Origin of the sequence: Paenibacillus xylanilyticus (assembly GCF_009664365.1) — a bacterium.
Lineage (GTDB): Bacteria > Bacillota > Bacilli > Paenibacillales > Paenibacillaceae > Paenibacillus > Paenibacillus xylanilyticus_A.
Window position 1 is genome coordinate 6,136,206 of the sequence record NZ_CP044310.1, and the last position, 25,123, is coordinate 6,161,328.

The following is a 25,123-nucleotide window of genomic DNA, read 5'->3' on the forward strand; positions in this document are numbered from 1 at the left end:
TCAGTACTCCAGGTGATGCTGCTCGTTCAGACGTTTGCGGAAAATGTAATAACTCCAGATCTGATATCCGAGGACAAAAGGCAGCAGCGTGCAGGCTACAATCGTCATCACTTTCAGTGAATACGCACCGGAAGCGGCATTATACACGGTCAGATCGAACGCTGAGCCGAAGGAACTGACCATGACTCTTGGAAACAGGCCAATGAATACAGAGGCAAATGCGATGGCAATAACGGCTCCGGTCATACCAAAAGCCCAGCCCTCACGCTTATGCCGCACGAAGTAAGCAGCGAGACCCAATGAAACGGCACCAAGGACCACCATGATCCAGAGCGCCCAGCCGCGAACGGCGAACACATCTGTCATGAAGTAGGTCATCACTGCATACACCGCAAGAATGGCGGCCAGCGGCAGCATTAATTTATTTGCCATATTCAACGCCCGTTCCCTGAGATCACCAACGGTCCGCAAGGAAGCGAACAACAGCCCATGAACGAGACATAACAAGGTAACACTTAGACCGCCAACAACAGTATACGGGTTGACGATGTCCAGGAATCCCGCTCGCATCTGCATCTCCCCATCAATGGGCAGACCCTTCATGAGCGTTGCAAAGACAACCCCGAACAGAAATGGCAGGAGGCTGCTTGAGACGACAATGATGATATCCCATGTTTTGCGCCAGCGCTGCTGCTTCATCTTGCTCCGGAATTCAAAAGCGACTCCACGGCCGATCAATGCCAGTAATACAACTACAAGCGGCAGGTAAAAACCGCTGAACAAGGTGGCATACCAATGCGGAAAAGCAGCGAACATTGCGCCGCCTGCCGTGATTAGCCAGACCTCGTTTCCATCCCAGAACGGACCGATGGAGTTGATCAGGGTACGACGTTCACGATCTGATCTGGCAATCAGGCCTGTGGACATTCCCACACCAAAATCGAAGCCTTCCAAAAAGAAAAAACCGACAAACAATACAGCGATCAACAGAAACCAAAGCTCACTTAGTGACAACGGAATACCCCCCATCCATGCCGAACGGATCGGCCGATTCATCGTGTTCCTCCGGCTTATCTACTGCGTGCGGACCTGCCTTGATCTCACGAACGAACAGATAGACCATAACAATGCCCAGAACCGTGTAAGCCGCCGTAAACGCAATGGTAGAGAACAGAATCTGGCCTGCGCTTACGTTAGGCGATACACTTGCTTCGGTCGTCATATATCCGAATACCGTCCACGGCTGCCGTCCCACCTCCGTCATAATCCAGCCCGACGTATTGGCGATGAAAGGCAGGGAGATGGCAAAAACCATCAGGCGCATAAACCATGTTCCAGCTACCTCCAGCTTCCTGCGCATCGCCAGCAATGTACCGTACAGGGCGAGTACAATCATTAAACCACCCGCAGCAATCATGATGCGGAAGCTCCAGAACGTCGTCCGCACTGGCGGGATGTAGTTCCCTGGCCCATATGTCTGCTGATACTCGGCATTGAGTTCTTTCATGCCTTGAACACTGCCGGAGAATTTGCTGTAGGATAGATAACTGAGCAATCCGGGAATCTTGATCTCACCGGAGTTCTCCTGTTTGTCCGGATCAATTGCTGCGATGACCGTCCACGGCGCAGGATCTTCCGTTGTTGTCCAGGTTCCTTCGCTGGCTGCCATTTTCATCGGCTGCGTCTCCACCAGATATTGCGCCTGGAAGTGTCCCGAGAATGCCACACCGAATGAGGAAACAAGACCAATGATGATGGCGATATTGAACGATTTGCGGAAAATCTCCACATCCTGCTTTTTCATCAATTTGTACGCACTGATGCCGGTTACCACGAAAGCCCCTGTCATTAATGCGCCAAAGATCGTATGCGGGAATTCAACCAGCAGCTGACCATTGGTAAGCAGGGCGAGGAAATCATTCATCTCGGCACGGCCGTTGTTAATCTCGAAACCGACCGGATGCTGCATGAATGAATTGGCTGCCAGAATCCACAGTGCGGACAAGAATGTGCCGACAAATACGAGCCAGATACAGGCCAGATGCACCTTTTTGGATAACCGGTCCCACCCGAAAATCCAGAGCCCGATAAATGTAGACTCCATAAAAAACGCCAGTAAGGCTTCAACCGCCAGTGGCGCCCCGAACACATCCCCGACAAAGCGTGAATACTCGGACCAGTTCATGCCGAACTGGAACTCCTGCAGAATACCTGTCACGACCCCGACGGCAAAGTTAATCAGGAACAGCTTGCCCCAGAACTTGGCCATCGTTTTGTAAATCTCCTTGCCCTTGACTACGTACAACGTCTCCATAATGGCTACCAGCAGCACAAGACCGATGGACAGCGGTACAAAAAAGAAATGGAAGATCGTTGTGAGTGCATATTGGATACGCGATAACATAATCGGATCCATCGTTACCCCTTCTTTCTGTTTACATCGCAGTGATTTGCATTTGGCATGGAAGCTGCACCTTCGCTGTCTATCTGTCCGCCAAATACGTGATGAACGTATTGTGCCAGATTGCCTATTTGGTACATGTGACAATTATCACAATCTACGTCAGAATTGCGAAAAAAATGTGACGATGGTCACACATTGGATAAAATTCAGCCGAATATGCGGCTTATCTGCTTCGTCTATTCAGGGAAGTTGCTCATGTTTGGCACAACATGCCCATATGCTAGAGTCAGACATATCATGCGAAGTGCCTTAAGGGCTGTACATATGATGTGGAGAGATGGAACACCTCCGGAAGCGGAGGCCGAACGATTGAATGCATTCAAAGTGAGGTGATGACCTATGGATAAGCCCGAATGGGTACCGGAGATCAACGGGAAAACAGCGTCAACTGAGGATGACAGCAAATGTCCTCCCAATCGGTATATTCTTTTTCCCCGCAAAGGGGGATGGTCCACTTTTCCTTATCCGGACATCGCTGCCCTGCTCTCGGCCGAGGGAGAAGTCTTATATGTAAGCAGTCAGGAACGTTCTGAAGATATGCCCCCGGCCATTTCAGTAATCACCCTGCCAGAAGCTGAGATTCTGCTCCAGCAAAATCACACCGCAGCTGTCATTGCACACCCCTACTGGCTTACAGCAGTTCAATCGATGCAACCGAAGATCAGCATTGTGCTTCTTCCCGAGCCGGCGGGCGATGAAGCAAGCTCTCCGCTGTGGGAGAGCTGCATATCCAGACTGGTTGGTACTGCCGATCTGATCGGCACGTCTTCGGAAACACGGTATATGAAGCTTGCCTTTCAGGGCGTCCGCACGGTCTGGCTGGGCGGTGAAGACAAGGCTCCGGCTGGCTCCATACACAAGGATGATCTCGAAGTTCCGCTAAGAGATTATGAGCTTCTTTTTCTTCATGCCCTCAGACAAACCGTGACCGAGGCACCGGACACCATCACTCCGCTCCAGTGCAGCATGCGTGCAGACTATTACCGCCAGCTCCGTTCCAAAACGGGGCCGCATGAGACGATCTCCTTTTTGCTGGCAGCCTATGAATATTTGCTGGACGACTCCCGTGCAGCAGCATCCCTGAAGGAGGCCTTTACACATGCGATCATGAACGGGCGAAGTGATTGTGTACAATCACACTATCGGTTTCTATCGGCCATTCATGTCAAAGCAGGAGAGGTTGAATCTGCGCTGCAAGTCTACGGAATTAGTGCAGGCAGCGAACAGGAACGGCACCACTATGAACAGCTGTGCCGCTGGCTGGAGGCGGGAGAGCATCAGCTTGTGCAGGCAGAGCTGCTGCGGTTAAACGATGATTACGGTGCTGCGCTGGGGATATTGGATGCGCTTGGAGGAGAAACCGCCCGGCATTGGAAGTTCCGGATATATCAGGAGACCGAATGTGTGGAGGATGCTCTGGCTCTGGTCCATGCAGCAGATATTCAGGACCGTTCCAGCCGCAGGGATTATCAGGAGTTATCAGGGACTGCCATGGCCTTGCGGGGAGATCGTCACGGGGCAGTGCGACAGTTTCTCGAAGCTGCGATGGAGAATGAGGAAGCTCTCGCACGGATTGTGGAGATGGAACTGCTGGATCACGCTGTACAGCAGCTGCTCGGGGAGGTGCCGTGATGCTGGACCCGAAGAAGCGCACGCAGCATAATCGGGGGCTGGGCATGCAGTCTGACATTCGGACTGAAGTTCCCCCCTCCTCTTCCGAAACATTGGCAGACCATCAGATGGACTCGAAGAGCAATGAGGTGGAAAGCGAGCGTTCAAGCCCCACACCTTCTTCCATCCGCCGTGTCCGCAAAAGTCACGGAAACAAACTGACTGCCATGCTGCAGGTCCGTAACGAACGTGGACGATACCTCGAGGAAGTACTCCATGATCTGAGTGAATTCGTGGATGAGATCGTTATCGTGGATGATGCGAGTACCGATGGAACACCAGACATATGCAGGTCCTATCCAAAAGTGATTCGGCTCGAAATCCTGGAGAAACCTCTATTTGCAGAGGAATGGCGGCTCCGCAATGCGTTATGGCAAGCAGCTGTAAGTACTTCACCGGACTGGCTGCTGTCCGTCGATGCGGATGAACTGTACAGTACGGAGGCCAAGGAAGCGATACGCGAGCTGATCAACCAGGACCATGCAGACTGGGTGGCATTCCGATTCTACGATATGTGGGGTGGACGGACCCACTACCGGGATGACGAACTTTGGGGTCTGCACAGACGGCATACGGCATCACTTGTCCGCTATATGCCGGAGTATCCTTACTTTTACCCACAGCAGAACCATCATGTTCCCCGTCTCCCCATGTCCAGTTCGGTATTGCCTGGCATTTGCACGGAATTAAAAGTACAGCATCTGGGGTGGGCGGGCAGCCTCGAAGACCGGGTTCGCAAGTATCTGCGTTACAAACGCATTGATCCCAGCGGCGAGTGGGGCAGTCTGGAACATTACGAATCCATCCTGGACCCGGAACCTCGGCTGGTTCCCTGGAAGGAGGAGCATTGAGATGGGTGTGGTCAGCATTTTGACACACAGCTTCACGGATGGATACAACCGGGAGTTCGGACGGGTATTCGGAGGGGGGCTTGAACGTTATATTCTGGATCTGTGCAGTGTGATCCGTGAGCTGGGGCATAATCCCGAAGTGCATCAGTTGTCTTATTATGAAGCATTTCAGACACGTACGGAGCAGATTGATGTATTCGGATACGCCTACGATATGGATGATGTGCCTGAAGCCTTTGCCCGGATGGCAGCTGCAGCTCGCGGCCCGGTCATCTATGCCAGCTGTCTCTGGCAGCCCATCAGCTACAAGCCCGGCAGTCTGGGCATCTGCCACGGCATTAACTGGGATCGTCCCGGACTGCCGCTGGAGACCAAGCAGCAGGTGGCTGAGCACATCCAATTGGCACTGGATGGACTGGTACGCATCGTATCGGTAGACTCCCATTTTCAGACCTTTTGCCGGGCAGCATGCACGTTTAATGATCCCCAACAGGTTGTCCTTATTCCCAATGCTGTGGATACCTCCTATTTCACTCCTGCTCCCCCCAGACCGAGGTTCGGGCAGGAACAGGAAGCGGAATGGCTGTCTGCATGGAAGGAGGACCTCGCCAGCCAGGAAGAAGCCGGGGTAGCCATCTCCGGATGGAGTGCTAAGGAGCCTGTTCTGCTTGATAACGCTGACAATTCCGATCAGGCAAACGAGATCGCTGATTCTGCTGCCAGCATCCACAGGATGGCTTTGCCATCACAGCTTGCCCGTCCTCTGAGAATTCTGTATCCGCGCCGGATCAGTATGGAACGGGGCATCATCCCCATGATGCTTGCGGCAGATCGGCTGCTGGGTGCCTATCCGGATCTGGAGATTGAATTTGCCGGAGAACTGGTTGAAGGCAGCACGGTGGGCAGGGTGTTTCGGTATTGGCACCGCACTCATCCGCACCAGGATCGCATCTTGCAGCGTACGTACGACTTCAGGGATATCCGCGAGGCCTACCATCAGGCCGATATTGCCGTGATTCCCACGGTGTTCTCGGAGGGAACCTCCTATGCCTGCCTGGAAGCCATGAGCTGCGGCATTCCGGTGGTCGCTTCCAATGTGGGCGGGTTAAACGATCTCATACAGGACGGTTTTAACGGGCTGCTTGTGCCCCCTGGCGATGAAGCACTAACCGCCGCTCTGGTTCGCTTGCTGGAGGACAGGGCGGAGCGGGAGCGCCTCGGCATATACGCCAGGGAGACAGCTGTCGCTTACGATCTGTCCGGATGGCGGCGCAAGTGGCGTTCGGTATTGGAGACGTTCTTGGCAGATGCAGGATTGAGAGAGGGGATACGGGGATGATGGACACACCTAATCAGAATGAGGCACTAGTATCCAGATATGTTCGGCAAAGCGATCCCAAAACAGATACGCTGGTATTTCCACTGCATCCGGCATGGTGGAGCAGACCTTACGAATATGAATGGGCCCGCAAGTTTGCCCAACAAGACGACGTGGTACTGGATGCAGCCTGCGGCATTTCCCATCCATTCAAGTTTTGGCTGGCCGAACACTGCCGGGAAGCTCACGCCTGTGATTGGGATGAACGCATCTTGTCGGAGGAAGCAATTCGGCTGGATATTGCTTCCGACTTCGGCGAAGAGGCTGCGCGTCACTTACCGGAGCACTACTTGACCAGGCTGCATCGCGCTCAGGCAAACCTGGCGCAGCTGCCTTATGCCTCCGGCATGTTTGACCGTATATTCTGCATTTCGGTTCTGGAGCATCTGGATACCGGCACGATGCTGCGTGCCTTTCGCGAATTCGCCCGGGTCATGAAGCCGGATGGACAATTAATTGCAACCTTTGATGTGCCAGAGATGCGGCCCGATCTACTCGAGACCATCATGGCTGTTACCGGTCTCACCATTGATGGAAAGCTCGTGGTGGAAGAGCCTGATGATGCCATCTGGTCTGACATGTATGGAACGCCAATCCGCTGCTTCCGAGCGATCATTCGGAAAGGGTAGCCATTTTCGCTAGCAAGAATGCAGCTGTCAAACGACAGCAATGGGGTTGGCTGTAATGTGGGTGAAAGCCCGTTATGTCAGAGATGGACGAATAGCATCTTACAGCGGGATGCAAAACCTTCGGTTGCCGCTGCGCCGGGAGATGTCAGGCGCAGCAGCATGTGCAGCCCCGGCGAACATAGAGTCGTCGCCGGGCGGCCAGAGGCGGCAGGCTGAAGCGCAATATGCTGGGCCCTCACGGCCCATTCCTGCGCTTCGGTCTGCCGCCCGGCGAGCAGCGCGAGCGTGCCTGCCAGCAGTGCCTCTGTGGCACGAGCCGTGGCGGGCATTTCGTCTGTGAAGGGCTGCTGTATTTCCGGCGGCAAGCCGAATAGCTCCAGCAGCCCTTCACGGACGCTTGCGGGCACGCGCAGCAGCCCGCAGCGTGCCGCAGGCGGAAGCGCCGCGAGCAGCGCCGGGGCTGCGCCTTGCGGCAGGGCCTGCAGCAGGCGCAGCCATGCGGCCCAGGCGCCCACGCGCGCGAGCGCCTGGGCGGCGGCGTGCACGGCCTGCGGCGGCGCAGCTGCTTCGGCGCGTGGCGCAGGGGCTTCGCGCGGAGCTGTGCCTGGCGCTGCGTTGCCCGGCGCGGAGCCGCGCAGCAGCGCATCGGCGGCAAGTGCCGCTGCAGGCAGCTCGCATGCTGTGCGGCCCTGCAGCGGCTGGTGGGCGCCTGCGCGTGCAAGTGCGCGCCCAGCGCTGCGCTTGCAGCCGAGCGCCCACAGCGCCAGCGACGCCTCGGGCCCGAGCTGCGCATGCGCCGCCCAAGGCTGCAGCGATGCACGCGCTGCAGCATCTTCGCCTAGCTGGGCCAGCGCCAGCCCGGCGGCGAGCGGCTGCTGCCGCAGCACAGCCGCCAGCGGTCCCGCATGGCGCAGCAGCCATTCCGGCCGGTGCGCATCCAGCGCGGCCGGAACGAGCGCCTGCCATGCAGCAGGCGGCAGCGGTACACGCGATGCCGCATCCGCAATGGCATTGGGCCGCCCGGTGGCTGCGGCCAGCAGCAGCAGGCGCTGCCATGCAGCCATGTTTCCGGGCTGCGCAGCCAGTGCAGCAATATAGGCCGCCTCAGCCTCTTCCCAGCGGCCCAGACGTTCAAGGGCAATGCCTTCCAGCGTTAGGCTTCGATACGTTCCGGCACCTGAAACGGAAGTGTATTGCCCCGTTGATTTCGCTGCAGATCGAGCTTTCTTCAACCAGGCCAGCGCTGCCTCTTCTCTGCCGAGGTCCAATTCCAGCACCGCGCCAAGCTCCAGCACATCAGCGAAGTCAGCATATACGGTAGTCCATGCCTGTACCACAGCCAGCGCCCGTTCCGGCCGCCCACTTTCCCTTAAGGCATATGCTGTTTTGAGTACCAGATCCGAATGATAGCCGCAGGATGGCCCAAGCCGGGCAAGCAGCGGTTCCAGCAGCCGCAGTGCCTCATCGTACACCCCTTGCTGAAACCATTCCGCCGCCAGCGCATACAGCAGCTCCGGCTGCTCATCGGCCCCCTCATTCAGAGCGGAACGAATCAGACGCATGTTCCGCTCTGTTTTATTTTTGCTTACAATGACCTCTTCCAGATAGCCATAATGCAGGACTTCCAGCTCCGAATGCACCAAGCCTTCAGGAGCAAAAGCCAGGATGGAGGATGCGACCTCTTCGTGAATTCTACCCTTGAATGTGATCTGGCGATCGTTCCTGAACAAGCGGCACACCGCATCCGTCACCCGTTCTTCACCAGACGGTCCCAAGAGACTTGTTACCTTGATCCAGTAACCCCAGACATGATCAGGGCTCCCGGATAATAACTGCGTAAGCTCTGTCTTCATTTGCTGCGTCTGCCCCCATACTTCATCTGCATCCAATACCAGAATCCAGGGCTGGGTTGCAGCGGTAAGAGACTGATTGCGAGCAGCAGCAAAATCCCCGTTCCATTCTGCACGAATGATCTTGGCACCATAGAGGGCGGCAATTCGAAGCGTATCATCTGCCGAACCGGTATCGACTATGATGATCTCATCCACGATTCCCCTGACAGATTCCAAGCAGCGCCTAAGACCATCCTCCTCGTCCTTTACAATCATGCACAGGCTGATTCCAGGCTCCAAGCTCATCCCTCCATACTGTCAATGATTCAGATCTCAAAACCATCCGGTCCCGGCAATTCCAGCCGAAGCTGCTGTATCACTGGCCAGCAGCGGTGACGTTCACCATTCGGCTCTCCGGCCAACTCCTGTAAATGATAATCTGCGGCACCTACAAGACTCTTCGCCAGCCAGCCCGCTCCTGCAGCGGTATTGAAAGCTCCGGCAAAAGGTTCCTGTGCATATTCCGAAGCTCGGTTCAGCGCTTGCCCATGATGGTGCTCTTCCGACGAGCGGACATCTGCTGCCAAAAATCGCTGGCAGATTTGAACGAGCCCAAGCAGCTCAGCCCATCTACCGGAGTGGATGCATCCCTCCATCAGCAGAGCCAAGGCCTGCCAGCCCTCATAAGCTGCTGCTTCAGTCTTTGCTTCAGTCTTTGCTTCAGCATCACCAGGCCTTCCATTGACTTTGGCATTGGCATTAGTACTGGCAGTGGTATGCAAGACGGCCTTCTCTTGTCCTGCAGACGGTTCTGGCCCCGATTGCACGCAGTGATTCAGCCACATCGTTAATGGATCCGATGCTGCTGTCTCCCGCCCTTCCAGCCAGCTCACACGCTCCAGCCAACTGGCTGCTTGCAGCGCATAATCACCTTTTTTACGCCGAACGGTATCCAGCTTGAGCCTCGCCTTGTTCCATCTCCCCTGTTCGATATGAAGCAGCGACTCAGCAAATGACAGCCGTTCTCTCATCTCCTTCGAAGGTTGCGCAGCTACGCCTGGCAGCATCTCCAGCGCAGCATCATAACAACGACTCTGCTCCAGAACGCCAATGATCTTGTGAGCAGCCTCTTCGGAAGACAGGGCGAAACGGTGGGCAATCAGTGCGGGTATAACCGATTGCTGCCCCGAAACCCGCATGATCCGGAATATTCGGTAGAGGGGTGGCAGTAAGCTGGATTTGGCACGAACGGCTTCCACGTAAGCATCGACTGCACCCTCAAGGTCTGCCCGCCCTTCCAGCAGCCGCCCGAGGGCGTACCAGGTCTGATAGGTGCCCATTCCTTCTTCCGTATGGTACACAGGAGGCGGCGGTCCCAACTGAATGGCTTCACGCAAGGAATGCTCTGCCTGCTCCGTGTGACCCAATGCTTCCTGACACACTCCGCGGTTATGCAGCAGATCCGTATAATCCGGGAATAACACCAGTGCTTCCTCAATGTGGTCCAATGCTTCCTGCCAGCGATTCAAGTGTTGAAGGCATCGTACCTCATACTTGAATAACAAGTGGGCATAACTGGTCACCAGAGGATCGATGCCTGCTTTGGCCACACGAAAGGTCTGAAGTGCCCGCTCCGCTTCCCCCACACGCAAGTACTCGACGCCCAGATTATAATGATGGAACGATTGCTCCGGCTCTTCCTTCACAGCCTGTTCCAGTAATTTCAGATTCCGATTCACCTTGTCCTTGCGCTCCACAACTGCAGTCTGATAACCATAATGATGGATCACCATGTCTGTCACATGAAAAGCAGCATCCGGATTCTTCCGGCAAATGGCCCCTGCAATCTGTTCATGGATCCGCCCTTCAAACCGATGCTCGGGAGCATTACGGAACAACCGCAGTACCGGATTCACTGTAGCTCCCTGCTGACCTGTACCTGTATAGTTATGAATGTTCAAAAACAATCCGTCGCATGTACTGGCTGCCGTCCAGCTCCGAAGCTGCTCCCGCGCTGCTGCATCGAGTGCCTCGTCCGCATCCAGAAACAGAATCCATTCCCCTGTTGCCTGCTCCAGACCTGCATTACGTGCAGCAGCAAAATCATCACACCACACATAGGGCACGATTCTTGCCCCGTACTGCCGCGCAATATCGTTGCTCCGATCCGAAGAACCGGTGTCCACGACGATAATCTCATCTACAGCTCCCTGGACACTCTCCAGACATTGCGCGAGCGACTCCTCCTCATCCTTAACGATCATGCATAGCGAAATGCGGTTGCTCGGCAAACTGGTTCCTCCTCTCATTGGCATGCCAATCTGTACGCCAAGGGATGCCTTGGGCTGTCCTTAACCTTTGAAGGAGGGCTTCCTGCTCCGCTATAAGGCCCGGGTTGGAAGGAGAGCGACTCAGCTCCTTTTGAATAACGCCAAGAGCCAAATACAAATAACCTATGGCAGCTCCGGCTCGTGCCTGATGCGATCCTGCATCTTGCTCCAGCGCCTGCTGAAATAGAGTCACAGCCTGATCGTAATGCCCTTTGGCAAACAATGCTTCCCCGAGGTAAAAGGTACCCTCAGCATCCAGCTTCCCTTCCGTCATACAGCCAATTAGGAGATCAGCGGCTGATCGGGTATATCCTTCGCGATAAAGAATGCCTGAAATCCACCTGCTAAACTCCATGCATTGCTCTTTCTCCGTGCAACCATCCATCCACTTCTCAAACCACTGCTGGGCCACTGTCAGTTGCCCTGTTTGGACAGATCGCTGCACGATGTCCTGAATCAGGTTAAGCGGAGTCGATTGCAGTACTTCAGGCAGCCTTTCCACACTCTGTCTCCCGGTGTTCCACGCCTGCACCTGTTGTCCTCTGAACCACTGGTCCACCGTCCCCCAGACTTCGCGATCTTCCTGCTCAGATGACTCCAGAAAAGCAGGAGGAAGGCCTGTTCCACTGGCCCAACAAGCAACTGCCCAATCCAGTCGCTGTTCGGGCAGGAGAGGTTCGACACTCACATCACGTTTCCCCCACAGTTGTTCAGCAAATTGTATGGCTTCCGGGCATCGGCCCGCACATAACATCCAGTACAGCTGAACTGCAGGGTCAATCTGAACCTCCTGGGCCAGATCCTGGAGCAGGGACAATGCCTGCCCATAAGCTCCGCAAGATGCAAGCGCGTGAATAATATTCCTGATCTCATCTGCACCTTCTCCTGTATGGTCCTGCTCCCGCAAATTCAACCGTTTCTTCCAGCGAAGCAGTAATGCCTCAGCAATGACCTCATCGGATTCTCCAGATTGCTGCAATACATCTGCGAGTCCCTCCAGCGCAGGGGAATATGCAGACATGTAGTCCAAGGCCAGACCATACAGATGGGCCGACTCCTGCAGGAACCCTCTCTTCTGTGCCAGACGCGCCATGGCTGTGTAGGGTCTGTAGGTGTCTGTGCCTTTTTCATGTACATATTCGGACTGCCTGCGAACTCCTTCGGATGTATCCACTGCTCTTGCATAGGATTGATAAGCTCGTTCCTCAAGACCTTGTTGTTCAAGAAAGTCGCCGTATAGAAAGTGAAGGTCAGCGTAGTCCGGGTAATGTTGCGTTTCCACTGCCAGAAGCGCGCGGCCTTCATCATAACGTTCCAGGGCTCCAAGAACTTTCGCATAATCGCACACGAGTGTAGACCGATACGGTGCACCAAGCTCCGTCAGGCGCAGTGAATCGACAAACGAATCCGCTGCCTTCTCCATCTCTCCCAGCTGGCAATACGTCACTCCCAGATTGTAAAGATGAAAAGGCTGATTCGGGTGCTCCTTTAACTCCTGCTGCAAAAGCTTCAAATTCCGCAAAGATTTGCCCCCCTGAGCGATTCGGGAAGCAAGGTACCCATCATGCACGAGCCGAAGCGGAGCCACGGGGTCGGACTCCTGCCGGATGTTCTCCGTATCATCACATACCAGCTGCTCATGAATACGACCTTCATAGCGGTATCCGTAACCCGATCGAAACAGGCGTACCGGCTGAAAGACAACCTGATCTTTCGTTTTTTCATCGATCCGATTCTCTATTGTCACTTTTAACTTCGATACACTCTTATGGACTGTAGGCAGATAATTCATTAACTCTTCCATACCATCTATAGCATACTCATCCGCGTCTACACACAGAATCCACTCGGTACCTGCCAGCGGCAGGCTAATATTGCGTGCCCGTGCAAAGTCATCTTCCCACTCGGCATGAAGTACGGTTGCCCCGAATTGTCTTGCAATCTCTGGCGTGCGGTCACCCGAGCCTGTATCTGTAATGAACCACTCCATACCGGGTTGATAAAAACTATTCAGACAGCGGGGCAAATGTTGTTCCTCATTTTGAACAATCATGTGAATTCCAAGCAGCCTGTTCTGCATATGCTGTCACCTCCAACGCAAAAAAAGTACATGAAGTCCATTAAATGGGACTCCATGTACCTATATGATTGATAACCTGGTTATGTGCCTTGTCCATTGAAGAACACATCGATTGTACTTGGTGCGCCGATGAGACTGGAACGATAAGAAAGGCGTGTATATTTGAGAAAACGCTGGGGAACCAGTACGTCCACGGAGCCTGCCAGAATTCCCGTGACTGTTGCCACATCCGTATACCAGTTCGAGCCGTTGGCGCTGATTTCCACCTGGGCATCCACACGATTGATCCCTGGCCCCCTGTTGTATACAAAGAAGGAATATGTGCCAAATACACTGGTTGTCACTGCTGGTAGAGGCGTAAACGTATTGGCAGTAGGTGTATTGATCAGCTGCGATTCCTGGAAGCTCTTTTGGGAAATCGACGTTACGCTGCTAAGTGTTCCGGCTGTGATGGTCGCGCCGAGTACACTGGTGATCGTTCCGTTCAGCAAATTCGTTAATGTTCCCGCAGTAATTGTGGCTCCAAGCACATTCGTGATTGTACCGTTAAGCAGGTTGGTTAATGTTCCGGCCGTGACCGTTGCTCCAAGTACGCTGGTGATGGTTCCGTTCAGCAAGTTTGTCAACGTGCCCGCCGTAATGGTTGCACCTAGCACACTCGTGAGGGTACCATTCAGCAGATTCGTCAAGGTTCCGGCTGTAAGCGTCGCTCCCAGAATGCCTGTGATTGTACCTGCAGTAATCGTCGCACCAAGCACACTGGTGATGGTTCCGGCTGTGATGGTCGCGCCGAGTACGTTCGTAATTGTACCGTTCAGCAGGTTCGTCAAGGTTCCTGCGGTTACCGTGGCCCCGAGTACACTCGTGATGGTTCCCGCTGTAATGGTGGCTCCAAGCACGCTGGTAATCGTACCATTCAGCAAGTTCGTCAGCGTTCCAGCAGTCACCGTAGCTCCGAGTACGCTGGTAATGGTTCCCGCCGTAATGGTGGCTCCAAGCACATTCGAGATTGTACCATTTAACAAATTCGTCAGCGTGCCTGCCGTGATGGTCGCGCCTAACACACTCGTGAGGGTACCATTCAGCAGGTTCGTCAACGTTCCCGCTGTCACCGTAGCTCCAAGCACGCTCGTAATGGTTCCGGCTGTGATGGTTGCTCCAAGTACACTGGTAATCGTACCATTTAGCAAGTTCGTCAGTGTGCCTGCCGTGATGGTCGCGCCTAACACACTTGTGAGGGTACCGTTCAGCAGGTTCGTCAACGTTCCCGCTGTCACTGTAGCTCCAAGCACGCTCGTGATGGTTCCGGCTGTAATGGTTGCTCCGAGTACACTGGTGATCGTACCATTCAGCAAGTTCGTCAAGGTCCCTGCTGTTACCGTAGCTCCAAGCACACTGGTGATCGTACCTGCAGTAATGGTGGCCCCGAGCACACTCGTAAGGGTACCATTCAGCAGGTTGGTGATTGTGCCTGCATTAATGGTAACCGTCGTCAAACCCGAGATGTTACTGATCGTTCCGTCCAAAATGATCCCGACAACATTACCACTCGTATCCGTTCTGACGGGCTGGGCCGTACCGGTAGCATCCTGACCAAAGATCAGGGTCCGCAGATTGTCCGGATTCGTGTTAAACGTTGTGAAGTTAGGCATGAGCCCCGTCCTCCTCCCTGGAAATCAGTCATATTATTTCACCTTAGGGCATGCGCTGTGCCTGAAAGTAAACATCCAGCCTGGTCGGTTGATCCGGTTCCATCGATTGAATCGCAAGCCGGGTATATCGAAGGAACCGTTGCGGAACCAAAGCTTTGGTTTGGCCCCCCGCAATCACCTCCTGGCTGTCCACCGCATAATCCACTGCATTGGGACTAATCTGGATCTGTACAAGAGCCGGATTCTTGCCCCGGTTCACAATGCCATATGTGTACATGCTGAGCGATGATGTATCCTGAGCAGGAAGAGCACTGGTGGAACTGCTGGTTTCGGCCCCGACATACGTATGCTCTGTAAAACAGTGAGTAGCACCAGGGAGTATCGTGCGTGAGGGGCGACCCTGCTTGACCCGGGGACGAGTAATCCGGGAACAAGGAGGTTTCAGCAGTTTAGCGCGGCAGGATCGGCGGGGTCGGCGGCGGCTCACATATTTAGTTGGTCTCAATCTCTTCTTGCTTCGCTTCGCTGTTCGACTCATCTCGATTCCCCTTAAAAAATGTGCTTCCGCATCGTATGCCCGGACTTAAAATACGGGCACGGCATCTGCCGCTATTTTCGATTTTGCCGTTCTTGCCCCAAACGCTTCTCTCATGTCGTACATACACTGTAAGTACAAGGATGAGAGTATATATTTGCATGCCAAAAGGTCAGTTCAGTTTAATCAAATCGGAGGTGGGTAAGATAACGAACTATAACGTGTTCAACCAATCTAATGGTCCCCTGTTTACCCAGCTTACCAATACATTTTCCGCCCCCGGAATTGAGGCTTCGGCAGAGAGCGGGGCTGCTGCTGCTGGCAGTTTCTTTGCATTGACTACCAATAATGCCGGACTTCCTAACAACCAGAATCTTCTTCTGCAAATCATTAATGCCGCTGGCAGTGGCAGAACCTTAAGGATTTCAAGTGTATCTGGAGGAACAACCGCAGCAGCTACGCTGGTCGTATATTCTGGCGGAACTGTTTCTACATCGGGTGGAAGTACACCTGTCCCGGTCAATACACTGCTTGGGAGTACGAATGCCAGTGTGGTCACCACGAGGCAAAATACAGGAACGCTGGGCGGTGCGTTTACAAGCCTGCTAAGTCTTCCGCTGACCGCTGGCATGTTTCGGATGAACTTCAACGGTTCGATTATCGTGCCACCAGGACTGACGTTATCCGTTAGCGTGGGTGTTGGGAATCAGACGGCAGCCATTAATTTGTTCTGGTGGGAATTCTGACAGATAACCATGAAGGAAAAGGTGGTGAATACCTTGCCCAACCATAACGTGTTTAACCCGCAGACTCAGCCAGTGTATACTTCCAATACCAATACCTTTCGGTCTCCGGGCATTATTACCCCACCGGAAAGCGATGCAGGAAACGTGGGAAGACTATTCAATTCCGGTACAACCAACTCCACCACCCTGGGGTTATTGGGCGGCAGCGTTATCGCGACGGTTCAGTTGAGCAACCCTGTGGGAAGTGGGAGAACGCTGTACGTATCGAAGCTCTCCGGTGGAATTACAGTTGCACTCAATCTCCTGTCCTCCTTCAGCGGTTCCATGGTCCTGAGTGCCAATGGAACGCTGGCTTCGCCAAGTACGCTGCCATCCGTGAACAGCAATCTGTCCAGTACCAACACCAGTGTTGCAATCGTGCGATTTTCCAACGCTGCGCCTACCGGAGCAACGACGCTAATGACGATGCCTTTGCAAGCGGGGCCCTTTTCATCCAGCGTATTTGGGAGCTATGTCGTCCCGCCAGGTCAGGCCATTAATCTGACGGTCAGTGGTTCCCTTTCCGTTGGAGGCTTGCTGGCGTCTACAGCCTACTTTGCTTGGTGGGAGGTCTAATGACTTCCTTACCATCCCCTCCAAGAGAGAAAAGTCGCCTCCGGCAAACTCGAAGCGGCTTTTACGTGTGTCTTTTTGCCAATAAATCATAGTTCCTGCCCGGCAACAACACGTGGTCTCTGGACTCCCCACAACTTGCGCTGCATCAAGATACCTGTAAGTCCAATAGCAAGTGTAGCGATGCCGATGAATTGAAAGGTAAGACTCGGCCCCGCGATACGAATCAGAACGCCGCCTGCCAGCGGGGCAACGATAAGCACAACACTGGACATCGAATTTTGGATGCCGAAGACACGCCCTACATAAGCAGGAGGGGTTTCCTTTTGCAGCAAATAATTCAGCGTGACCATAGAGAGGCCGTTTCCGAGGCCAATGCACAGCCCCCAGACGATTATCCATAGATTCGGGGTAAAGGGAGCTACCATGCCTAAGGCAGCAATACCTACTCCAATAAGGAGGAACCCTCCACCCAACCCCCAGCCATAACTGACTCGCGGCAGCCGGTTCAGCAGCAGAATCATGATAACAGCACCCGCTCCTGCAGATGAGCCCAGCCATCCAATCAAGGCTTCATTTCCCGGCTTGATGTTTCGGAAAAGCGTTACGAACTGATAATCAATCATCAGAATGGCCATTAAGCCCAAACAGCCAAACAACAGCGTGCATAGTATGGCCCGGCTGTTTCGTATAAAGCTCCACCCTTTCGTCCACTGCGTCAGCACCGATTCCGTCTCCGCGTGGTTCTGATGATCTTGTGTCTCATGGTCTATAGAATGTTCCGGCTTCTCTGTTAACCGTCGCAATGGCCATAATACCAACCCGGATATTAGACGGGTGCAGGCATTGATCACAATGCAAATCTGCGGTGAGAATACCGCCAGGATGACGGCACCCAGAAGCGGTCCAGCCACCTTGGAGCACTGTCCGACAAAACCGTTCAGAGACGATGCCTGAAACAGATGCTCCTCGGCCACCACTTGACGCGTCAGCGCCTGCTGGGCCGGAATGTGGAATACGCCCATCATGGCTCGCAGGGCCAGAAGTGGAAGCAGCCATGCCGCGCTTGGCGCGAACAAAATGGCAACCGTAAGCACAACGGTGATTACATCACAGAGCAGCATGATCTTTACTTTGTGCAGACGATCTGCAAGTGTACCCGCGACCGAACCCAGCAGGATGCCCGGAACAGCCATACAGACGGGAATCAATGCGATGATCAGTGGATCGGCACCCCATCGATAGGCCACCAATATCTGAATGGCAAGGGCATCGAACCAATCCCCGAAGGTAGCGAGCGCATACGCGATAAACATGCGCATGAAGCGGAAGTTGGTCCACAAACTTGTGGATGGCCTTTGGGACGATTGTGATGGCTGATGAGATTCATGTGAAACAGTATTCATTCTGGGGGTTTCCTCCTACTCATCTGATTACAGCCTTGTTGTCAGGCTTACATGTTCCTTGGCTGTAATCATACGAGAGTTATATCAGAGGAAGATCAGACGCTGGAGAAAATGGGGATAAATACGCGCGGACTTCATTCGTAATACGCTGCCCATACATAGGAACACCGTATTCTTTGGCAATTTCAGCATAGACTTGACGATATTTATGAACCAGACGTCCCTCAATTCGGTGATGTGCCATGAATAACAAGATCTGATTCGCCGAATTGATGTATAGTGGTGCGTTCAATGTCATTTTGAGAACATCCAGCCCGTCATCCATTCTCGGCTCTGCTTCTCGGGCTCTCCCCTGCCTCAGCAGCCACAGCCCCTCCATAACCTGGAACCGCCCGATCTCACGCAAATATGGGGCATCCTTCAAACTCGAACGTAACATGCTCATCTGTTCTTCTACTCTTTCACCACTGCCGCCCCACAACTCAACGTACAACTCCGACAGGGATACAGGCAGCTTGAAGTTGACCAGATGGTCTGCCTCAATGACGCGATATGTCTCTAGTAGTTGTGCTTTGGCACGCCGATATTGACCAACCTCTGCATAGATCTCGACAATATTCAAGATACGGAGCTCCCGAAGCTGATCCGCAGACAGCGCGGGTGAATTCAATGCCCGCTCATACAGGTGCAAACTCTCCGCTGGTTCGATTAGCGCGTGTACAAAAATCAGCAGCCAGTATAAACGCTCCTCAAAAGGGAATTCCTCGGTGGTTATCAGCCATTCCAGATTCCCCTGGATAAAATGGATATACAGCTGATAGAACGAATCAACCTGGATACCCAAAGCATCCTGCTGATTGAACAAGGTTAACATCGATTTCCCCTGTCCAAACAAATGATATTTGCGGAACAATCCATGGATCACTTCCCGCATCTCCAGATCGTGTTCGGAAGGGTTGGCGGGCAGCGCTGCCATATTCGTCCTTATGGTTAGTCTGTAACCGTAGCCCCGCACCGTATCGAGCGAAACTTCTTCCCAATGCTTCAGCTTCTTGCGCAGCCGGTACACATGGTCATCCACGGTTCGTTCAACCGGGTACTCCAGCGGCCATACGCTGTCCAGCAGCTGGCTGCGAGTAAATGCCTTTTCCTTGTTTTCATATAGAAAATGAAAAAGCGCGAATTCCTTCGCGAGCAGCTGGATGGAATCCGTGCGCCGGGTTACGGTATATGTACCTTCATCAAATTGCAATGACATGCCTGCTCCCCCTGTATATGCTTGCTTATCCCTTGTTTGGGTTCATCCATAATGTGATTACACTAAACCTGGTATTCGTTCATGTAGAAAACAACATACCACAAAAAACCTTTTGCGGGTACGCAAAAGGTTTTTTGTATAATACGCCCAGCGTATGGACTGGCTTAGCCAAGTACCACGCGGTCGTCTGCCATCTTTTTGCCGCTGATGCGCTCGAATTCGCCCAGCAGCTCAGGTACGGTCAATGTGCGCTTGCGCTCTTCACTGACGTCCAGAATGATTCTGCCCTTATCCATCATGATCAGACGGTTACCGAGACGAATCGCCTGCTCCATATTGTGAGTTACCATCAGGGTCGTTAGTTTCATCTCACGGACCAGCGTTTCGGTCAGCTCGGTAATCAATTCGGCACGTGAAGGGTCAAGTGCCGCCGTATGTTCATCAAGCAGCAGAATCTGCGGCTGGGTAAAGGTTGCCATCAGAAGGCTGAGTGCCTGGCGCTCCCCGCCAGAGAGAAGACCCACTTTGGCATTGGGCCGCTTATCGAGTCCAATCCCCAGCTTCTGCAGCTGGGCGTTGAAGATCTCCCGTCTTGCCCGGGTAACCCCGAAGCCAAGGCCACGTCCTTTACCGCGTTTATACGCCATCGCCATATTTTCCTCAATAGACATATGCGGAGCCGTTCCTGCCATCGGATCCTGGAACACCCGGCCGATCCAGCTGCTGCGCTTATGCTCAGGCAGGTTTTTGATGGACCGGTCATTAATCAGCACATCACCCATATCCGGCTTCATTACACCAGATATGATATTCATCAACGTCGATTTTCCCGCACCATTACTGCCGATGACCGTTACAAAATCCCCCGGATTCATCGTCAGATTCACGCCAACCAGTGCTGTCTTCTCGTCTGTCGTTCCCGGATTAAACAGCTTCGTCACATGTGAAATCTCCAGCATGATCACATGCCTCCCTTCGCTTGTTGGCCCGTGGATCGCATGAGCTCTTCCGTTCGTTTGCGAGCAAGGCTCTTCTGCTTCATCGAACGCTGCATGGTTGGGAAGACAAGAGCAATAATGACGATTACCGCGGTAATCAGCTTCAGATCAGAGGTATCGAACCATTCGACCTGAAGTGCAAGCGCAACGACAATCCGGTAAATAATCGAACCGACCACAGCTGCGAGCGTTGCCCAGAATACCGTTCTTGCACCCAGAATGGCTTCCCCGATAATAACGGAGGCCAATCCGATCACGATCATACCAATCCCCATCGTAATGTCTGCGAAGCCTGATTGCTGGGCAATAAATGCCCCGGACAAGGCAACCAGTCCGTTGGACAAACTGACGCCGACGATGGTCGTTACATCGGTATTGGCACCGAAGCTGCGGATCATGCGTTTGTTGTCGCCTGTGGCGCGCAATGCCAGTCCAATATCGGTTTTCATGAACAGGTCCAGCATGATTTTAAATACCAGCACAACAATGATGATCAGCACCATGACATGCTCACCTGAGAATGGATTGTCCATTCCCATAATAGATTTGTTCGGGGCACCGAGGATACGCATATTAATGGAATAGAGTGCAATCATCATCAGAATTCCGGATAACAATCCATTGATTTTGCCTTTGGTATGCAGCAGACCGGTACAGGCTCCAGCTATCATTCCTCCAGCCATTGCCGCCAAACAGGCGAGCCAAGGAGAAAAGTCATTGGAGATCATAACCGCCGCGATTGCGCCTCCTGTTGTAAAACTTCCGTCTACGGTAAGATCGGGAAAATCGAGAATCCGGAACGTAATATATACACCAAGGGCCATGAGGGCATATAACAGACCGAGCTCGATTGCCCCTTCGATTGAATTCCAACTTATACTCACGCTACTTCCTCCCTGTCTATCGAAAAGAATGAGGCGAACCCACTGCACGTCCGCCTCGCATCCGTACTGCCGGTTGTTATCCGGTCAGATTATTGAATAATGTTGTTATCCTGGTCCTGAACTTCCGCCTTCATTTCGTCGGTAACGGTGATGCCTTGAGCTTCAGCTGCTTTAAGATTCAGGATCAGATCAAGCTTGTCCGGAACGGTTACTTTCATATCGCCAGGCTTCGTACCATTCTTCAGAATATCCGCGGCCATTTCACCGACTTGATATCCATGGTCATAGTATTTAAAACCTACGGTAGCAAAAGCACCTTTTTCAACCGTATCCCGGTCACTGGAGAAGAACGGAATCTTGTTGCTGTTTGCTGTCTGGATGATCGTATCCACTGCACTGACAACCGAGTTGTCGAGTGTGATGTAGAAGGCATCCACTTTGCCTACCAGAGAGTCTGTTGCCTGTTTAACTTCAGATGTATTCGTAACTGGAGCTTTGACCAGCTTGATTCCGTGTGTTGCCAGTGCCTTTTCGGCATTGTCTGCCATGACAACGGCATTCGGTTCGCCTTCGTTAATGACCAAACCTACCGTTTTTACGTCCGTCATGTATTTCGCGATAAAATCAGCCAGCTGCACAATTGCCTCCGGATTCGTATCCGATGCACCAGTGACATTGCCGCCTGGCTTGTCCAAGTCACTAACCAGCTTGGCACCCAGCGGGTCCGTTACTGCTGCGAAGAGCAATGGCTTTTCTTTGACCTGCTGAGCCAGTGCCAGTGCAGATGGGGTAGCAATCCCGAGCACCAGGTCATTCTTTGAGTCGCCTGCGATTTTTTGGGCAATGGACAGGTTGTTGGTTGAATCACCCTGTGCATTGTTGTAGTCAATGGTCAGGTTTTTGTTTTCTTCGATTCCCGCTTCCTTCAATGCCGCAATGAATCCTTCACGTGTTGCATCCAGGGATGGATGTTCCACAATTTGCGAGATGGCAATGCGGTAGGATTTTTCTGCAGTACCTTCGCTTGCTGGAGTACCGGATCCTTCGGATTCCGTACCCGTACCCGTGCTGCTGTTATTTCCGCAACCTGCGGCTACAATCATTGAGGCAACCATCATCAGTGACATCCAGAATTTCTTTTTCATGTGAGAACCCCTCTCCATCTTCTAAATGTGTTGCCCATCTCTCATCCTAGTGACACGATAGGGCGGGACTAAGCGAACGCTTCAACGCATTGTTGCTTTTATCGACAAAAGCAGACAAACATAGACATTCCTCATGCGACTGAAGTCCATGACTCGTATTGGTCATTTTGTGTTTCTCTAATATTAAGGTGCGACTTCTTTCCCGTCAATGGTTGTACCGCTTCCAATTTGGTTTATTCCTTAATCGTGATAGAAAACATTACACAAATTAAAAAAGCCATCCGCAATATTTCTGCCGATGGCGCCTTTATCATATATAAATTTTGCCTAACAAATGTGGAGCCTTCTTCTAATCTCGTTGATAAGCAAACGCTTTTCCTCTTCGGAGATCCCATCCGCAACCAGCTTGCGTGCCGCCACAGGAAGGATCCAAGGTTCAACATCTGCATAACGGATGCCAGATAACCTCTCGTACTCTTCCATAAACAAGTTAATGCAGGTTTCCCTTGTAGCATCGAGAAGAACAGTGGCTTCACTCGGCAAATGTGGGGGTAAGATCGCATATCGGATCATAATTACATATTCAGCCAAATCAGCTTCCGGATTTCCTGTAGAAGCATTGTTCCAGTCAATCATGACTGCGTCGTTATCCCTAACCAGTATATTACCTGGATTTGGGTCTCCGTGACATAGCTGCTGCTTGATGGGTAAGCCATCCAGCTCGGCGATAACGGCTGCCTTCTCCGCATCTGTTAGATATTGTGCTCTATTAATATCATTCTTTATATTTTCCCGCTGACTTGGCATGTTGGCCACTGCATGAGAGTGAATCTGATGAAACAGTTTTGCCGTGATCTTGGCTTCTATATAGTCCTTCATAATATCAATGGGTTGCTGTGTGCTGGATTGCTCTATTGCTCTTTCCACAAATCTCTTTATAATGGGATCGCCATAAATCCGTTCAAATACAATACCTGACCGTCCTTCAACGACCACCAAATCATAGGGGCGCGGAACGGGAAGCCCACAGGCCCAAGCAGTTTGACAGTGGTGCAGTTCAGCCTGTATAGCAGCCGGAATGGTATTAGGCTTAGCCAATTTGATAATCTTGCTTCCATCTTCCCATTCAAACACTTCAGCGCATCCACCTTCTCCAATTTTATTACCGATCCCCTGGACCACTTTGCACACTCCCTATTCGGATTTAATAAGTGAGACCTTCTTTATGCAGTAACATCTCATACATTTCCCGGATCATCTCGATGGCTTCATCCATGTCCAGCTCTAGGGTGTGAGAGTTCAGTAACGTTCCAATGCCGATTAAATAAATTGTAAGTTTTAGGAAAATACGCTTGAGTTGCTCGTAGGAAATATCCTGCAATCGCTTGCTGTATCTCATATAAGATGTGGTTAGTTCTTCACCCAGAAACTGATCGGTATGTGGATTGTATTGCCGATAACCTGATAAATACAAAGCTCTAAACAGCTGTTTCTCGTTTTGAGCGAAATACAGAAAACCGATGGTTAGGTTCAGAGCAGGAGAATTATCACTATTCTTATAATCCATCATGCAATGGCGAGCAAATTCGGCAGCTTTGTTATACACGCTTGATTTCAGCTCTTCAATGTTGTTATAGAGGCTATAGATTGGTTGGGTAGAGCATTGAAGCGTCTGAGCGACGTTTCTCGCAGTGACCGCCTCCAATCCTTGCTCCCGCACAAGCTGAAATGCGGCAGATAATACTTTTTCCTGCGTGATCTCGGATCTTGGTGGCATTATTTCTCCCTCCATAATAATAACAACTGTTATATAACGTATGTTATTATCGTGAGTTCGATGTGTCAAGCGTACATGTAGGTTAATATTTCTCCTAAATAAAATCAACTGATAAAACCTAACCGGATGTTAAGTGAATTATAAAGTGTATTCAATCATCATAGTAACGTTTTTACGTCTTATCTAACAAAAAAGGAGACTGCTTCGAATGATCGAAACAATCTCCATACGTTCATCAATTTCCCGCGGCTTCGCGAATCTGGTATGTGCATTTTTTGCCGCCTTCAGCATAGCATTCCGTGCGCTCGACATCTGCCTGCAGCAAGGAACGGAAAAGATCCAATTCACAGCGGCAAGCCTGACGATATACGCTCGCTACCTGTACAATCGGGCAGTTCAGCTCAGTCAGCACATAAGAACCGTCTTCTTCTCTCGACGCGTCAGCCATGTAGCCATTAGCATTCTGTATTCGTGCCAATTCCTCCACACGCCCGGCCAGATCCTGGCCCTCCATCTGTGGCAATTTGCTCCGAAGCAGCTTGTCGCGCCGGCTCTCGAACAACGTGTCTACAATGCCTTCACCGGCAGACTCCGTCAGTTCTTCCAGCAATTCAAGCGTAAGCGATGGATAGGATTTTGGAAAAAAACCATCTCCGCGTGCGGTCAAATGGTACACCGAAGATGGACGTCCAGCGGTGGCCCGAGCCTCCCGGACTTCAATTAGTCCATCCTGCTCCAGTGCCGTCAGGTGACGGCGAATCGCCATGCCGGTCAGTTCAAGTTCGGCCGTCATTTCTCTTGCGGTCATCGTGCCCTGCCGCTTCAGCATGAACAAAATCCGTTCACGCGTCGTCATTTCGTCTTCACGCTTCACG

The 25,123-nt window shown here is 52.4% G+C and carries 21 protein-coding genes; 6 read left to right on the top strand and 15 right to left on the bottom strand.

Annotated elements, in window-relative coordinates:
• A complete protein-coding gene (cydB, locus tag F4V51_RS27385) occupies window positions 1-1,056 on the bottom strand; it encodes a cytochrome d ubiquinol oxidase subunit II (protein ID WP_236146653.1) in 1,056 nt (351 codons plus the stop codon).
• Window positions 1,001-2,416 (bottom strand): cytochrome ubiquinol oxidase subunit I, encoded by a 1,416-nt coding sequence (locus F4V51_RS27390; protein WP_153980316.1) that lies wholly within the window; start codon window positions 2,414-2,416, stop codon window positions 1,001-1,003. The genes cydB and F4V51_RS27390 overlap by 56 nt, the downstream gene beginning before the upstream one ends.
• 387 nt (window positions 2,417-2,803) lie before the next feature.
• Here F4V51_RS27390 and F4V51_RS27395 point away from each other — a divergent pair, with 387 nt between their 5' ends.
• The 4 genes from F4V51_RS27395 to F4V51_RS27410 are packed head-to-tail and all read left to right on the top strand — an operon-like array spanning window position 2,804 to window position 6,993.
• The gene (locus F4V51_RS27395; protein WP_153980317.1) at window positions 2,804-4,096 is read left to right on the top strand and encodes a hypothetical protein; all 1,293 of its coding nucleotides are present in this window, start codon (window positions 2,804-2,806) and stop codon (window positions 4,094-4,096) included.
• Window positions 4,096-4,986: a glycosyltransferase gene (locus tag F4V51_RS27400; protein ID WP_236146654.1), complete on the top strand. Its 891-nt coding sequence runs from the start codon at window positions 4,096-4,098 to the stop codon at window positions 4,984-4,986. Before F4V51_RS27395 ends, F4V51_RS27400 begins: the two co-directional genes overlap by 1 nt.
• 1 nt (window position 4,987) lies before the next feature.
• Window positions 4,988-6,325: a glycosyltransferase family 4 protein gene (locus F4V51_RS27405; protein ID WP_153980318.1), complete on the top strand. Its 1,338-nt coding sequence runs from the start codon at window positions 4,988-4,990 to the stop codon at window positions 6,323-6,325.
• The gene (locus F4V51_RS27410) at window positions 6,322-6,993 is read left to right on the top strand and encodes a class I SAM-dependent methyltransferase (RefSeq protein WP_153980319.1); all 672 of its coding nucleotides are present in this window, start codon (window positions 6,322-6,324) and stop codon (window positions 6,991-6,993) included. Before F4V51_RS27405 ends, F4V51_RS27410 begins: the two co-directional genes overlap by 4 nt.
• A gap of 77 nt (window positions 6,994-7,070) precedes the next feature.
• On the opposite strand, the gene F4V51_RS27415 is transcribed toward F4V51_RS27410, so the two are convergent.
• The 5 genes from F4V51_RS27415 to F4V51_RS27440 all read right to left on the bottom strand — a co-directional run bounded on the left by F4V51_RS27415 (window position 7,071) and on the right by F4V51_RS27440 (window position 15,425).
• Entirely contained in the window at window positions 7,071-9,125 is a 2,055-nt protein-coding gene (locus tag F4V51_RS27415; RefSeq protein ID WP_153980320.1) for a tetratricopeptide repeat-containing glycosyltransferase family 2 protein, read from the bottom strand.
• Between the two features lie 26 nt (window positions 9,126-9,151).
• Complete coding sequence (locus tag F4V51_RS27420; RefSeq protein ID WP_162010004.1) at window positions 9,152-11,116, bottom strand: glycosyltransferase; 1,965 nt, start codon at window positions 11,114-11,116, stop codon at window positions 9,152-9,154.
• Window positions 11,079-13,235, bottom strand: a complete 2,157-nt coding sequence (locus tag F4V51_RS27425) for a glycosyltransferase (protein ID WP_153980322.1) — start codon at window positions 13,233-13,235, stop codon at window positions 11,079-11,081. The genes F4V51_RS27420 and F4V51_RS27425 overlap by 38 nt, the downstream gene beginning before the upstream one ends.
• An 80-nt stretch (window positions 13,236-13,315) precedes the next feature.
• On the bottom strand, window positions 13,316-14,887 hold the full coding sequence (locus F4V51_RS29210; protein WP_236146655.1) for a DUF6385 domain-containing protein: 1,572 nt from the start codon (window positions 14,885-14,887) through the stop codon (window positions 13,316-13,318).
• 43 nt (window positions 14,888-14,930) lie between these two features.
• Window positions 14,931-15,425, bottom strand: coding sequence for a DUF6385 domain-containing protein (locus F4V51_RS27440; RefSeq protein ID WP_153980323.1), 495 nt, complete (start codon window positions 15,423-15,425; stop codon window positions 14,931-14,933).
• Between the two features lie 158 nt (window positions 15,426-15,583).
• Between F4V51_RS27440 and F4V51_RS27445 the strand changes: the two genes are divergently transcribed.
• Window positions 15,584-16,168 (top strand): hypothetical protein, encoded by a 585-nt coding sequence (locus tag F4V51_RS27445; protein WP_153980324.1) that lies wholly within the window; start codon window positions 15,584-15,586, stop codon window positions 16,166-16,168.
• 33 nt (window positions 16,169-16,201) lie between these two features.
• Complete coding sequence (locus F4V51_RS27450) at window positions 16,202-16,783, top strand: hypothetical protein (protein ID WP_153980325.1); 582 nt, start codon at window positions 16,202-16,204, stop codon at window positions 16,781-16,783.
• 86 nt (window positions 16,784-16,869) lie between these two features.
• On the opposite strand, the gene F4V51_RS27455 is transcribed toward F4V51_RS27450, so the two are convergent.
• The 8 genes from F4V51_RS27455 to F4V51_RS27490 all read right to left on the bottom strand — a co-directional run bounded on the left by F4V51_RS27455 (window position 16,870) and on the right by F4V51_RS27490 (window position 25,122).
• Window positions 16,870-18,186, bottom strand: a complete 1,317-nt coding sequence (locus tag F4V51_RS27455; RefSeq protein ID WP_153980326.1) for an MFS transporter — start codon at window positions 18,184-18,186, stop codon at window positions 16,870-16,872.
• A gap of 79 nt (window positions 18,187-18,265) precedes the next feature.
• Window positions 18,266-19,444, bottom strand: a complete 1,179-nt coding sequence (locus F4V51_RS27460; RefSeq protein WP_153980327.1) for a winged helix-turn-helix domain-containing protein — start codon at window positions 19,442-19,444, stop codon at window positions 18,266-18,268.
• A 164-nt stretch (window positions 19,445-19,608) separates the two neighbouring features.
• Window positions 19,609-20,403, bottom strand: a complete 795-nt coding sequence (locus F4V51_RS27465) for an ABC transporter ATP-binding protein (RefSeq protein WP_095290912.1) — start codon at window positions 20,401-20,403, stop codon at window positions 19,609-19,611.
• A gap of 2 nt (window positions 20,404-20,405) precedes the next feature.
• Window positions 20,406-21,266 (bottom strand): ABC transporter permease, encoded by an 861-nt coding sequence (locus F4V51_RS27470; RefSeq protein WP_236146853.1) that lies wholly within the window; start codon window positions 21,264-21,266, stop codon window positions 20,406-20,408.
• Between the two features lie 149 nt (window positions 21,267-21,415).
• Entirely contained in the window at window positions 21,416-22,471 is a 1,056-nt protein-coding gene (locus F4V51_RS27475) for an ABC transporter substrate-binding protein (RefSeq protein ID WP_095290909.1), read from the bottom strand.
• Between the two features lie 327 nt (window positions 22,472-22,798).
• Window positions 22,799-23,605, bottom strand: coding sequence for a phosphotransferase family protein (locus tag F4V51_RS27480; RefSeq protein WP_236146656.1), 807 nt, complete (start codon window positions 23,603-23,605; stop codon window positions 22,799-22,801).
• A 70-nt stretch (window positions 23,606-23,675) separates the two neighbouring features.
• Window positions 23,676-24,248 carry a TetR/AcrR family transcriptional regulator gene (locus tag F4V51_RS27485; RefSeq protein ID WP_153980329.1) on the bottom strand — a complete coding sequence of 191 codons (573 nt, stop codon included), beginning with the start codon at window positions 24,246-24,248 and terminating at the stop codon, window positions 23,676-23,678.
• 235 nt (window positions 24,249-24,483) lie between these two features.
• Window positions 24,484-25,122 (bottom strand): helix-turn-helix transcriptional regulator, encoded by a 639-nt coding sequence (locus tag F4V51_RS27490; RefSeq protein ID WP_095291272.1) that lies wholly within the window; start codon window positions 25,120-25,122, stop codon window positions 24,484-24,486.
• Window position 25,123: the final 1 nt, after the last annotated feature.